This is a genomic window from Quatrionicoccus australiensis (assembly GCF_020510425.1).
Lineage (GTDB): Bacteria > Pseudomonadota > Gammaproteobacteria > Burkholderiales > Rhodocyclaceae > Azonexus > Azonexus australiensis_A.
Window position 1 is genome coordinate 929,998 of record NZ_JAHBAH010000001.1, and the last position, 13,375, is coordinate 943,372.

At 61.3% G+C, this 13,375-nt stretch carries 13 protein-coding genes; 4 read left to right on the forward strand and 9 right to left on the reverse strand.

Translation table 11 applies throughout. The annotated features are described in order from the left end of the window. Positions 1–5: 5 nt before the first annotated feature. From KIG99_RS04595 to KIG99_RS04615, 5 genes are all read right to left on the reverse strand, one after another. Entirely contained in the window at positions 6–2,045 is a 2,040-nt protein-coding gene (locus KIG99_RS04595; protein ID WP_226459068.1) for a TonB-dependent receptor plug domain-containing protein, read from the reverse strand. 215 nt (positions 2,046–2,260) lie between these two features. Continuing rightward, positions 2,261–4,171, reverse strand: a complete 1,911-nt coding sequence (gene htpG, locus KIG99_RS04600) for a molecular chaperone HtpG (RefSeq protein ID WP_226459069.1) — start codon at positions 4,169–4,171, stop codon at positions 2,261–2,263. A 102-nt stretch (positions 4,172–4,273) separates the two neighbouring features. After that, complete coding sequence (locus KIG99_RS04605) at positions 4,274–4,771, reverse strand: ankyrin repeat domain-containing protein (RefSeq protein WP_226459070.1); 498 nt, start codon at positions 4,769–4,771, stop codon at positions 4,274–4,276. Between the two features lie 114 nt (positions 4,772–4,885). Beyond that, a complete protein-coding gene (gene greB, locus KIG99_RS04610) occupies positions 4,886–5,446 on the reverse strand; it encodes a transcription elongation factor GreB (RefSeq protein WP_226459071.1) in 561 nt (186 codons plus the stop codon). Continuing rightward, positions 5,446–5,757, reverse strand: a complete 312-nt coding sequence (locus tag KIG99_RS04615; RefSeq protein ID WP_226459072.1) for a hypothetical protein — start codon at positions 5,755–5,757, stop codon at positions 5,446–5,448. Before KIG99_RS04615 ends, greB begins: the two co-directional genes overlap by 1 nt. Positions 5,758–5,826: 69 nt before the next feature. Here KIG99_RS04615 and KIG99_RS04620 point away from each other — a divergent pair, with 69 nt between their 5' ends. Beyond that, positions 5,827–6,048, forward strand: a complete 222-nt coding sequence (locus KIG99_RS04620) for a YdcH family protein (protein WP_226459073.1) — start codon at positions 5,827–5,829, stop codon at positions 6,046–6,048. Here KIG99_RS04620 and KIG99_RS04625 read toward each other — a convergent pair. Genes KIG99_RS04625 through KIG99_RS04635 form a run of 3 tightly spaced genes read right to left on the reverse strand, consistent with a single transcriptional unit; the run spans position 6,045 to position 7,862 of the window. Further along, positions 6,045–6,200 (reverse strand): hypothetical protein, encoded by a 156-nt coding sequence (locus KIG99_RS04625; protein WP_226459074.1) that lies wholly within the window; start codon positions 6,198–6,200, stop codon positions 6,045–6,047. The two genes, KIG99_RS04620 and KIG99_RS04625, sit on opposite strands and share 4 nt — an antisense overlap. A 1-nt stretch (position 6,201) precedes the next feature. Further along, entirely contained in the window at positions 6,202–7,209 is a 1,008-nt protein-coding gene (locus KIG99_RS04630) for an inorganic phosphate transporter (RefSeq protein ID WP_226459075.1), read from the reverse strand. Positions 7,210–7,223: 14 nt separating this feature from the next. Beyond that, positions 7,224–7,862 (reverse strand): DUF47 domain-containing protein, encoded by a 639-nt coding sequence (locus KIG99_RS04635; protein ID WP_226459076.1) that lies wholly within the window; start codon positions 7,860–7,862, stop codon positions 7,224–7,226. Between the two features lie 105 nt (positions 7,863–7,967). Between KIG99_RS04635 and KIG99_RS04640 the strand changes: the two genes are divergently transcribed. The 3 genes from KIG99_RS04640 to KIG99_RS04650 are packed head-to-tail and all read left to right on the forward strand — an operon-like array spanning position 7,968 to position 10,169. Next, positions 7,968–8,300 (forward strand): hypothetical protein, encoded by a 333-nt coding sequence (locus KIG99_RS04640; protein WP_226459077.1) that lies wholly within the window; start codon positions 7,968–7,970, stop codon positions 8,298–8,300. 28 nt (positions 8,301–8,328) lie between these two features. Beyond that, positions 8,329–9,375: an aldo/keto reductase gene (locus tag KIG99_RS04645; RefSeq protein WP_226459078.1), complete on the forward strand. Its 1,047-nt coding sequence runs from the start codon at positions 8,329–8,331 to the stop codon at positions 9,373–9,375. Then, positions 9,372–10,169: a ferritin-like domain-containing protein gene (locus tag KIG99_RS04650; RefSeq protein WP_226459079.1), complete on the forward strand. Its 798-nt coding sequence runs from the start codon at positions 9,372–9,374 to the stop codon at positions 10,167–10,169. Before KIG99_RS04645 ends, KIG99_RS04650 begins: the two co-directional genes overlap by 4 nt. Here the strand turns inward: KIG99_RS04650 and KIG99_RS04655 are convergent. After that, positions 10,166–13,021, reverse strand: coding sequence for a response regulator (locus KIG99_RS04655; RefSeq protein ID WP_226459080.1), 2,856 nt, complete (start codon positions 13,019–13,021; stop codon positions 10,166–10,168). The genes KIG99_RS04650 and KIG99_RS04655 overlap by 4 nt on opposite strands. Positions 13,022–13,375 lie beyond the last annotated feature (354 nt).

Genomic DNA, 13,375 nt, shown 5'->3' on the forward strand with positions numbered 1-13,375 from the left:
TCCGGTCAGAACTTCCAGCGCGTCGAAAGAAACAGCGAGGGACCAACCTTGACCGGCACCGAGGCAACATAGTCGGAAACGTATTCAATACGCGTCGGGCCGACCAGATTGCGGCCGCTGAGCACAACTTCGAAATCCTTGCCGAGCTTCTGGGCGTAACGCAAATCGAGCGTCAGATAGCCGGGCACCTTGATCATCTCGGTATAGGGCGCATTCAGGCGCTGGTAACCAGCGGAGGCACGCAACCAGGCATCAAACTGCCGGTCCGGTGCAATATTCCACTGCGAGCGAAGTGAGCCATGATGATGCGGCGTGCTCTGTTCGGTCTGTTTACCATCGGCCTGAACGACCGGATCGGTAGCCTCATCCATCTGGATCCGCGTCCATGCATACGACAACTGCAGGCGCCAGACCGGCAGCACCTGCCAGTCGGCGCTCAGTTCGGCACCGCTGACCCAGCCCGCAGAGCAATTGCAGATATTGACGTTCTGGATAACGTTCGGAAAGCCGCTGGCATCAAGCCCCCCCCGCTCAGACGAAATACGGTCGCTATAACGGTAACGGTAAACCGAGGCGTCGATATTGAAACCGGACGACAACTGGGTCCGATAACCCAGTTCAAGACCTTCCATCTTTTCCGCCCGAAGCGTCTGCGTCCCGGCAACGACACGGGTAAAAACCGAGGCCCCCCCGGGCTGAAAATTAGTCCACATCGTGACATTGTTTTCGCCCTGCGACGGCATGCGCGGCGCCCGGGCATACTTCGCCCACAGCGTATCAACCCGTGATGGCGTCCAGATCAGCGTCGCACTGGGCGCGAAGGTACTGCCTCCGATATTGGTATTGTCCCAGCGCGCGCCAAGCCCCAACTGGAGTTTCTCGGGAATCAGCGTCCAGTCGTCCTGCACGAAGACCCCGCTGGTACGCTGCGTGACATCGTGATTACGCAGGGAAATCAGGCTGCCCGGCGTCTGCGCGCTGCTCGACGAAGTCCGGTGACTGAAACCCCAAAGCACATCATGGCTTGCAAAGGTATAACGCCCCTGATAATCGAGATCATAGGTTTTGCGCTCTTCGCGAAAGTATTTTTCCAGCTCGATTGACGATGAGTTCAGCGAAAGCTGCAACGATGACTCGATACCTGCTGCAGTCAGCCAGCGATAACGACCGGCCAGCACCTGGCTGGCATCGGATTGCCGACTGTTCTCGGTGAATACACCGCCCGGCGCTACCGGCACCCGGATCAGATCGCCCAGCGCCGAACGCGTCGCATTGAACCACACCGCCAGATCGCTGCCACCGCCCAGTCGGTGATCGAGGCGCATGTCGAAAAGGCTGCTCTCGAGGCGATCCTCGCTATCAGTCCCCGTCGCGAATTGTTTCGAAGGCTCGGCATGGCGCCCCTGCACAGAAGCCCGCCAGGTCGTGTTTTCACTGAGCGCGCCGCCATAGCGACCATACAGACCGAGCTTGCCCTGGGTGCCGATGCTCGTTTCGACAAAACCACCCGCCTGCTGCGCCGAGTGCTTGCTGATGATGTTGATCACGCCATTGACCGCATTGACGCCCCAGATCGCTGCGCCGGGGCCGCGAATGACTTCGATCCGCTCGATATCGTTGAGCGCGATGACGTCGTGCTCCCACATCACCCCGGAAAACGTCTGGTGATAGATGCTGCGACCATCGACCAGCACCTGCAGTTTATTGGCAAAACGGCCGTTGAAACCACGTGCCGTCACCGCATAGCGGCCATTGTCGATCTGCGCGACCTCGATGCCGGGCACCATGCGCAGCACATCAGGCAAAGCCTGCGCACCGGAACGGGCAATATCATCCGCCGAGATCACGAACGCGGCAGCCGGCACACTGGCCAGGCTCTGCGTTTTGCGCGCAACCGAGGTGATCTCGGTTTTGGTCAGGTCTTCGAGACTGAGCTCTTCGACCAGGTCCGCGCACCACCCCGCTGTCGCCCCCCCCATCTGGAATGCAACCAGAAACGCAGCATGCTTCAATATTTTGTTCATCGCCGTTCCATGCGGAGCCATGACCCACTCCGGGAATACCATTTTCTTGTATCGCCGATATTGCGATGGGTCATGCAAAAGAGCAAGTAAAAATATGAAAAAGGTAATAGTCAGGACTTCCCATGTCGCCTTCTTTGCAATAGAAAAGGCCGCCGGAATATCCGGCGGCCTTTTCTGCCCTGAACGGGCGTCGACCGTATGGCGCAGCCCGCGCGGGCGGGGCGCCAGGTTTTCGCTTATTTGGCCGAGAGAGCCATCATCAGGTCGTTGATGCGCTTGACGAAACCGGCCGGATCGTCGAGTTGACCGCCTTCGGCGAGTGCGGCCTGTTCGAAGAGCAGGGCTGCCCAGTCGTCGAAACGGGCTTCTTCGTATTTCAGGCGCTGCACGACGACGTGCTGCGGATTGATTTCGAGAATCGGCTTGGCATTCGGCATCTGCTGCCCGGCCGCCTTCATCAGGCGGGCCAGGTTGCCGGACGGATCGTGCTCGTCGGCGACCAGGCAGGACGGCGAATCGGTCAGGCGGTGCGTGACGCGCACGTCCTTGACCTTGTCGCCGAGCGAGGCCTTGACCTTCTCGATCAGCTCCTTGTACTCGTCGGCGGCCTTTTCGGCTTCCTTCTTCTCTTCCTCGTCATCCAGCTGGCCGAGATCGAGGCCACCCTTGGCGACCGACTGCAAAGCCTTGCCGTCGAACTCGGTCAGGTGGCCGACCACCCATTCGTCGACGCGATCCGACAGCAGCAGCACTTCGATGCCCTTCTTGCGGAAGATTTCGAGATGCGGGCTGTTCTTGGCGGCATTGAAGGTATCGGCCGTGACGTAGTAGATCTTCTCCTGGCCTTCCTTCATGCGGCCGATGTAATCGGCCAGCGAGACGGTCTGCTCGGCGGTATCGGCATGCGTTGAGGCAAACCGGATCAACCCGGCGATCTTTTCCTTGTTGGCGTGGTCTTCGCCGACGCCTTCCTTGAGCACGTTGCCGAAGGCACCCCAGAAGGTGGCGTATTTTTCCTTGTCGTTCTCGGCGAGATCCTCGAGCATACCGAGCACCTTGCGCGTGCAGCCGCTGCGGATGCCATCGATGTCCTTGCTCTGCTGCAGGATTTCGCGCGAGACGTTGAGCGGCAGGTCGGCCGAATCGACGATACCGCGCACGAAACGCATGTACAGCGGCATCAGCTGTTCGGCATCGTCCATGATGAAGACGCGGCGCACGTAGAGCTTGATGCCGTGGCGGGCGTTGCGGTCCCACAGGTCGAACGGGGCGCGCGCCGGAATGTAGAGCAGTTGCGTGTATTCCTGCTTGCCTTCGACGCGGGCGTGGGTCCAGGCCAGCGGATCCTCGAAATCATGCGCGACGTGCTTGTAGAACTCCTTGTACTGCTCGTCGGTGATGTCGGACTTGCCGCGCACCCACAGCGCATTCGCCTGGTTGACGGTTTCATCTTCGCCGGTCGCGACCTGCTCGCCCTTTTCCTGGTTCCACTCTTCCTTTTCCATGACGATGGGCAGGGTGATGTGGTCGGAGTATTTGCGGATGATGGATTTTAGCTTCCAGCCGCCAAGGAATTCGTCCTCGCCTTCGCGCAGGTGCAGCGTGACGTCAGTGCCGCGCGTCGCCTTTTCGACCATCTCGACGGTGTAATCGCCCTCGCCGCCCGATTCCCAGCACACGGCCTGGTTGGCTTCGAGGCCGGCGCGGCGCGAAACCACGGTGACCTTGTCGGCGATGATGAAGGAAGAATAGAAGCCGACGCCGAACTGGCCGATCAGGTGCGCATCCTTGGCCTGGTCGCCGGTCAGCGCCGTGAAGAATTCCTTGGTGCCGGACTTGGCGATGGTGCCGAGGTGGGCGACCGCCTCATCGCGCGAGAGGCCGATGCCGTTGTCGGAAATGGTAATGGTGCGCGCGGCCTTGTCGAAGGAGACGCGGATCTTCAGATCGCTGTCGTCGCCATACAGGGCGCTGTTGTTGAGCGCTTCGAAGCGCAGCTTGTCGCAGGCGTCGGAGGCGTTGGACACCAGCTCGCGCAGGAAAATCTCCTTGTTGCTGTACAAGGAGTGGATCATCAGTTGCAGCAGTTGTTTTACTTCAGCCTGGAATCCCAGGGTTTCGCGATTTGCAGTTGCGGACTCGGACATGCTTGAACTCCCAATCAAACCAAATAGGTGAGCGGGAGATGGGGGCTGCTACCGGGAATTCAAGAGGCCGACGAAAAAACGCCGAAAACGGGCGTCGACCGCTCAGCGCATGTCTTGCGCGGCGCGCAGGGCGTCGGCCTCGAGCACCATGGTGTCGGTGCCGACACAGCGCAGCATTTCGATTTCCTCGACCACCGGATGCTCGGCGCTGTGATCAGCCGGTGCGGCGCGCAGACCGGCGCGCTGCGCCACCCATTGCGCCAGGATGATTTCCTGCTCGCTCAGACCGCACTCCATGCCAGTCGGCAATTCGGCGCCGAGTTCGAGCAGGGTACGCACGACTTCCGTGCGTTTGCCGCGGATCGCCATGTTGAGCGGCGAAGTCGGCAGGGCGTTGTCGTCCAGACTGACCTTGGCGCCGCGCGCGGCCAGCTCACGCACGATCTCGGGCAAGCCCATGAAACAGGCGATGCCCATCGGCAGGCCGGGATCGCCCTGGCCGTCATGCAGTTCGACGCCGGCGCCGGCATCGAGCGCAGCCTTGACCTTGCTCAGCCGGCCGGTACGAATTGCCGCAATCAGTGTAAGTTGCCCGCTCATCAAATGCCCTGTACTGAAAAAATCACTGTCGTCGATTGTAAACCCGCGGTCGGCGGCGCTGCGTCAGATCGACGTAAAGTCCTGTGAAGGAATGTAGGTCATACGACCGGCCAATCAGGTGATCGTTTCATAAACCACTTCGATGATATCGAGTTCCCGTACCCCGAGCGGACTCTGGAAGCGCACGCTGTCACCCGCGCGCGCCTTGATCAGCGCCCGCGCCAGCGGCGAGATCCAGCTGATCCGGCCGCTCGCGACATCCATCTCGTCCACGCCAACGATGGTGTAGGTGTTTTCGACACCGTCGGCATCGGCCACGGTAACGCGCGCCCCGAAGAAAATCTGGTCGTTGTCGCCCTGGCGCAGCGGGTCGACGACTTCGGCATTTTCCAGGCGCTTGGTCAGGAAACGGATGCGCCGGTCGATCTCGCGCAGCCGCCGCTTGCCATAGATGTAGTCACCGTTTTCCGAACGATCGCCGTTCGATGCAGCCCAGGCAACAACCTCGACGACATGCGGCCGCTCGCGCTTGACCAGGTGCTCCAGTTCATCCTTCTGGCGCTGATGCCCGGCCGGCGAAATGTAATTGCGCGTCCCGGCCGGCAATTTCAACGAGGGGGAGAGCAATTCCTCGTCATCGTCGCCATCGCTTTCCCGGACAAACGCCTTGTTCATCAATAACCGATGCTGTAATGCTCGACATCGACGCGAATCAGGTCGCGCCCGAGAATGGCAGCGGTATAACGGGCAAACTGCTCGGCCCAGGTGCCGCGATCACGGAAGCGCCCTTCGCCGGCGTATTTCGCGACACTGAGAATGCGGTCCACGGCAAGGATCTTGCCGGTCGGCGTCGCCACGTCACATTCGAGTGCGGTGAACTCGTGGTCGAACCATTTGCGCGCATCATCCACCGCTGCTGCCGCGCCATTGACCTTGAAGTCGTACTGATTGTCCTTGCCAAACGAAACGATGACCAGTTGTTGCATTCCTCTCTCCTCTCGTGTGTTCTTCGGGTTATTCTAGCAAAACATAGTATGCCGCCAGGAGACATCCGCATGTCGAATCAACCGCTGAGTGACGAAGAGTTTTGCAGCATTCGCACCCAGTTGCACGAACTACAGATCGAACATCGCGATCTGGACTTGGTGATCGTCCATCTGATCGCGAATCCGCCACCTGACGACCTGCTGATCCGTCGCCTGAAAAAACGCAAACTGGCCTTGAAGGACCGGATCATACTGCTTGAGGGAATTCTGGTACCGGATATTCCGGCTTAATCGCCGACACTGTCATTTGCCGGCGGAATCCGGAAAAAAATCCAGTAAACCCCACCGATCGCACCGGCAACGGCAATTTCCCACAGGAAGGGAAATTGCCAGACCAAGCCAGCCAGGACTACCAGCAACAACAGGTAGGCAAGCGCTTTCAAGTCAGAGAATCAGGCGACCAAGATACCAGGCGATGGCTGCCATGGCGGCACTGCACGGAATGGTCAGGATCCAGGCCCAGACAATGCCGCCGGCCACACCCCAGCGCACCCGCCGCGCACCACGGGTCGAGCCGACACCAGCGATCGCGCCGGTAATCGTGTGCGTCGTCGACACCGGCACACCCAGTGCCGTCGCCATGAACAAGGTAATGGCACCACCGCTGTTGGCACAGAAGCCGCGTGGCTGATTGAGCTTGGTGATGCGATTGCCCATGGTCTTGACGATGCGCCAGCCACCGAACATGGTGCCCAGGCCCATCGCCGAATAGCACGAGAAGACGACCCAGCTCGGAATATGGTCTTGCGAAGTCGACATGCCGGCAGCGATCAGCAACATCCAGATGATGCCGATCGTCTTCTGGGCATCGTTGCCACCATGCCCCAGGCTGTACGCCGCGGCCGAAAGCAGCTGGAAGCGACGAAAATGCTTGTCCACCTTGCGTGGTGCCATGTCGCGGCAAATCCACGAGACGATCACCATCAACGCCCCGCCGATCAGGAAGCCAAGCAGCGGCGCGATGAAAATGAAGGCGATGATTTTCAGCACGCCGGAAGAGATCAGGCCGCCGATCCCGGCCTTGGCGATCGCCGCGCCAACCAGGCCGCCGACCAGGGCATGCGAGGAGGACGAAGGAATGCCGTAATACCAGGTGATGACGTTCCAGATGATGGCGCCGACCAGCGCCCCGAAAATGATGTAGTGGTCGACGATGCTCGGATCAATGGTGCCTTTGCCGATCGTGCCGGCCACCTTCAGTTCGAACAGGAAATAAGCGAGAAAATTGAAGGCCGCGGCCCAGATCACGGCCTGGTGCGGCTTGAGGACGCGCGTCGAAACGATGGTTGCGATCGAGTTCGCCGCATCGTGAAAGCCGTTCATGAAATCGAACAACAGCGCCACGATAACCAGCGTGACGACGACCCCGAAACTGATTTGTACGGTATCCATACCGGACTGTCCGCTCAGGAGTTTTCGAGAACGATGGCCTCAATCGTGCCGGCAACGTCCTTGCAACGATCACTGACCGATTCAAGGATTTCGTAGATTTCCTTGAGCTTGACAACCTGACGCACATCCGGCTCCTCGCGGAAGAGCTTGGACATGGCCTCGCGCAGCATGCGGTCGGCGTCCGACTCAAGATGGTCGATTTCGTGACAGATACGCAGGATTTCCGGCGCGTTGTCCATGCTGTGCAGCAGTTTGACGACCGCCTGCACACGGCTGCAGCACTGCTCGGTCACACCGGCCAGCAGACGCGCCTCGGGCGGAACGCTATGTACGTCATACAGGGAAACCGACTCGGCGACGTCCTGGATGATGTCGAGAATGTCATCCATGCCATTGATCAGCTGGTGAATCTCGTCGCGATCAAACGGGGTGATGAACGAAGTATGCAGCTGGGCCAGCGTGCTGTGCGTGATTTCATCGGCCTGACGCTCGATGCTGTCGATGTCTTCAGCGTGCTTTCCTGCTTGTTCCGGCACTTCAACCAGAGCGTCGATCAGACCGGAAAGTGCCTTGCCGCCCTGCACGATCAGATCCGCATGGGCATTGAATAGATCGAAATACTTGCCCTCTTTGGGCATCAGCCGTCCGAACATGACAGTCCTGTTAAGTAATTATTACAGGCCGGCATTCTAGCACGCGGCACCAGCCAACCCGAGGGCAACAGCGCATTTGCAGCAGGCTTGCCGCTAAAATGCGGCATGATTTGCAACACACTGCCTGCCGATGCCTTCGGCGACCACTTCGAACTCTCGGCGCTACCGCTGCCGCGACCAGCCGACGGTTACGCCGTGCAGCGCCTCGACACCGACACCCTGCTCGACCGCGCCAGCGGCCATTTCCTGCCCGTACGCAATCCCGAATTGCAGGCGCTGTTCACCAGTTTCGCCACCGCCCACGCTGCGGCCACCGCCTGGGTACTCGCCAACTGCCCGAACCACGTCGAGCATCATCTGGCCATCGTTCCGGCCAGCTACGACCCGGTTTTGCAGCGCCATGTCCTGATCTACGGCGTGCTCTGCGGTCAACCCTGATTTTCGTGCCATTTTCCGGAGAATGATCATGCCCCCGTTTACCACCCGCCCCCTCGGCCGCAGCGACCTGCACGTTCCCGACGTCTGCCTCGGCACGATGACCTTCGGCGAGCAGACCAGCGAGGCCGATGCGCACGCCCAGCTCGACTACGCGCTGGCCGCCGGCGTCAATTTCATTGATACCGCCGAAATGTATGCCGTGCCGGCCCGCCCGGAAACCAGTGGCGCCTCGGAAGAAATCGTCGGCCGCTGGCTGGCCCGGCAGCCGCGCGACAAAGTGATCGTCGCCACCAAGGTGGCCGGCCCGGCGCGCAGCATGAGCTGGATCCGCAACGGTCCGCTCGCCCTCGACCGCGCCAACATCCGCGCCGCCATCGAAGGCTCGCTGCGCCGCCTGCAGACCGATTACATCGACCTCTACCAACTGCACTGGCCGGAGCGCAACCAGCCAATGTTCGGCCAGTGGCAGTTCGACCCGGCCGGCGAACGCGGCGCCACGCCGATCCGCGAACAGCTCGAAGCGCTCGGCGAACTGGTCCGCGAAGGCAAGATCCGCCAGATCGGCGTTTCCAACGAACATCCGTGGGGCATCATGCAATTCACCCGGCTCGCCGACGAACTCGGCCTGCCGCACATCGTCGCGACGCAAAACGCCTACCACTTGATGAACCGCGTCTTCGAAACCGGCCTGACCGAGGTTTGCCACCGCGAACAGGTCGGCCTGCTCGCCTATTCGCCACTCGCCTTCGGCCATCTGAGCGGCAAATACCTGGACAATCCGGCAGCCAGCGGTCGACTCACGCAATGGCCGGCTTTTGGCCAGCGCTACACCAAGCCGAACGTCATCCCTGCCGTCACCGCCTACGCCGAACTGGCCCATCGCCACGGCCTGACGCCGACGCAGCTGGCGCTCGGCTTCGTGCGCTCGCGCTGGTTCGTCGCCAGCACCATCATCGGCGCCTCGTCGCTGGAGCAGTTGAAGGAAACCCTGCCGGCGACGCAGACGCCCATTTCCGCCGAACTGCTCGCCGAAATCGACGCCATCCACCTGCGCTACACCAACCCGGCACCATGAGCACTTCCTTGTATGCCGCGCTGGCCACGGCGCTGGCCGCGACGGAAATCGACGAAAAAATCGCGTTGACCGTACAGCTCGCCGCCGACTGGCAGGCCGGCCGCCTCGACTGGCAGGATGCCGGCCCGGTCGAACTCACTTGCGGCCGACCGGCCCGGCCGGAACTGGTGCCGCCGCTGCGCGCCCCGCAGCGCAACACGAAAAGCCCGGAAGGCCGCGCCCGCCTGCTGCACGCCATCGTGCATATCGAATTCACGGCGATCAATCTGGCGCTCGATCATGCCGCCCGCTTCCGCGGCCTGCCGCAGCAGTATTACGCCGACTGGATCGGCGTCGCCGCCGAAGAAGCCGGGCATTTCAATCTGCTGCGCCAGCGCCTGCGCGAACTCGGCCATGACTACGGCGACTTTCCGGCACACGCCGGGCTCTGGCACATGGCCGAAAAGACCACCGGCGACGTCCTCGCCCGCATGGCGCTGGTGCCGCGCCTGCTCGAGGCGCGCGGCCTGGATGCGACACCGCCCATCCAGCGCAAGCTGGAAGCGGCCGGCGACGAGACATCGGCCCGCCTGCTCGACACCATCCTGCGCGACGAAATCGGCCACGTCGGCCTCGGCGACCAGTGGTTCCGCCATCTTTGCCAGGAACGCGGCCTCGAACCGGAAATCACCTATCGGCAACTGTTGACCGATCTGGAAGCGCCCTGGCCACAGGCACCGCTCAACGAAGCGGCACGCCTCGCCGCCGGCTTCAGTTCAGAAGAATTGAGCGCACTACTCGCCGCCCGCCCTTAACGCGGCGGCAGCCACTGCAGCAGCGCGGCAAACAGCAGATCCGGATTGACCGGCTTGGCGACGTGCGCATTCATGCCCGCCGCGAAACAGACTTCGACATCCTCACCGAAGGCATTGGCAGTCAGCGCCAGGATAGGCACCGACGCATAGCCGGGCAGCAGGCGAATGCGCCGCGTTGCTTCCAGACCGTCCATCACCGGCATCTGCATATCCATCAGGATCAGGTCGAAATGTTGCTTCTGGACGATGTCGACCGCCTGGGCGCCATCGGCCGCAACCTCAAACGCCAGATTGACACTCGCCAGCAACTCGATCGCCACCTCGCGATTGATTTCGTTGTCCTCAACCACCAGCACGCGCTGGCCGGCGTGCCCGGCGACCAAGCGTCGCTCGACCTCACCCTCCTCGCAGGCATGCGGTGACAAGCCGCTCCCGGCAAGATGGCGCAGGCTCTCGTAAAGCACGCTAGCCGAAACCGGTTTGGCAAGCACAGCCTGGAAACCGGCCTCCTTCCAGCGCTCACCATCGAGCTGGTTGTCGTAGGCGGTCACCAGCAGATGCGCCGGACGATGGCGCAGCGGCAGGCGGGCGAGCGCCTGCGCCGCAGCAATGCCATCCATGCCGGGCATGCGCCAGTCGAAAAGCACGGTGAAAAACGGATCACCCGAGCGATCCGCTTCGTCGATCATCAGCAAAGCCTGCTCACCGCCGTCCGCCTGGGCAACCCGCAACGCCATCCGCTGCAGCAAGTCGCTCAACACCTGACGCGCCTCGGCATGATCATCGACCACCAGCACCCGCTTGCCGGCCAGTGAAGCCAGCGGCAATTGCACCACCTGCCCGTCGGCGGCATGCCCGAGCCGGGCGGTAAACCAGAACACGCAGCCCTTGCCAGGCGTGCTGTCGACGCCGATCTCCCCGCCCATCATGGCCACCAGACGCCGACTGATCGCCAGCCCCAGGCCGGTACCGCCGTACTTGCGCGTGGTCGAACTGTCGGCCTGCTCGAAGGCGGAAAAAAGGCGCGGGATGGCAGCAGGATCGATCCCGATGCCGGTATCGCGCACCTCGAAGCGAGCCAGGACCTGATCGCCAATCTCTTCGACCACGTCGCCTCGCAGGACAATCGAACCACGCTCGGTGAACTTCACGGCATTGCCGGCAAAATTGATCAGGATCTGCCCCAGACGCAACTGGTCTCCCTGAAATACGCCCGCCAGCGCAGGCGCCAGATCACAGACCAGTTCCAGCCCCTTGGCGCTGGCGCGCTCGACCACCATGCCGGCAACCGACGCAAACACCTTTTGCATCTCGAAGCTGCTGTATTCAAGATGCAGATGGCCGGCCTCGATCTTGGAAATATCGAGAATATCGTTGATTACCGACAGCAGATGATGAGCGGCATCGCTGATCTTGCGCAAACGCTCGACCTGGGCGGCATCAGTCAACTCTTTCTGCAACAGATGGGTCAACCCGACGATGGCATTCATCGGCGTCCGGATCTCGTGACTCATGTTGGCGAGAAAGGCGCTTTTCGAACGACTGGCCTGCTCGGCGACGTCGCGCGCCAACGCCAGCGCATCGTTGGCATCCGCCAGATCGCGGGTGCGTTGCCCAACCTTCTGATCGAGATCTTCGGCCCAGTGACGCAGCGCCGCGGTCTGCTCGCCTATCGTATCGAGCAGGCTGTCGAAAAGCTGGGCAAGCCGCGCCAATTCATCGTCACCCGGCAACAGGCCGATCCGTGCATCGGCATTGCCGGCACCGACGGCGCGCATGGCCTGTTCGATCCGTCCAAGCGGATTCAGGACACTGCGCGCCAGACGCCATGAAATCCAGGTCGCCAAAGCCGAGACGACAATCAGGGAAGTCAGCAGGATGCCCAACGCCCACCAGCGGAACGACTCAAAAGGCGCATCCGGAATGCCGACATAAAGCATCCCGACCCGCTGGCCGGAAAAATCGAGGAGCGGCTCGTACGCGGTGAGCGCCCAGTGATCGACCACGAAAGCCCGCTGCACCCAGGTTTCGCCCCGATCAAAGACGGCCTCCTTGACCTGCTGCGAGACACGGGTTCCAACCGCGCGTTCGCCATTCGCTTGGCGCACACTGGTCGAAATCCGGACATCGCCCAGGAACAGCGTCACCGTGCCACGCACCCCGAGCTGGCGCAAGCCACCCGCCGTAATCGTTTCGGTCAATTCATCGACGAATGTTTCGCTGCGGTTCAACAACCTGCCGCCAACCACGGTCGCAATGATTTTCCCGGACTCGTCACGCATCGGCGCTGCAGCGACCAGCACCACACCGCGCGCTTCATCCTTGCGCTCACTTGGCGCCGCCATCGGCGTCGCCAGCAAATCGAGATGCGCCCGGCCCGGCAAATCGGCAGAAAGCATGGCAAGCTGCTCGGCCGACAGAACCTCCAGGCCCACATCAGCCGAGCCCTCGCGCTCGACATGACGCAAGACACTGAGATTGGCATAGGGCTTGCCGGCCGCGGAACCATCACCGGCAGCAAGTACCTTGCCCTGGGTATCAAGAATGGCAAGAAAATCGAAACCGACATTTTCCTGGCGCGAAGCCAGCACTTCGTCCAGCCCGACATCGGTCGCCTCGGCCCGCACCAGACGCCGCATCCTTCGCGAGTCAGCCAGACTGCGCGTCATGGTCAGCGCATCGACCTCGACGTGCTCAAGAAGACTGTGCGCCATCGCCAGATCCCCGACTACCTTGTGGGTCAGAAAGCGATCGAAATAGGCATTGCCGAACACCAGCAGGATACCCCCCAGCACCGGCACCGCCAGCAGGGGCAAGAAGGCAAGCACCCACAAGCGCCACCGCAGTGACACCGGCCGAAAGCCTCCAGCAACGGTCAACTTCCTTGCAATTGCAAAAATGGTGCTTTTCCCTCGGTTCTTCCCTGCGGCAACGAAATCGCCGGAAAGTTATTTTTATGTTGCCCGAAATGATGCGCCGAAGCGCTCAAATAGGCAATTAGCGGTCGACTATGGAAACTAGCCATTTCCGAGCGGGCAAAAATAGAGTAAACTAATAATATCAATGCGTTGATCCATTGCCCGCAGGGCCCCCGAGCAGCTACAGCTTCATCCCTCGTTTGCAGTTCACTTACAGGTCGCACCATTGAATCGCCCCCTAGGCATAGCTGCGTCAGGGGAACTCAGGCCGCCCGACCATCGGGCATA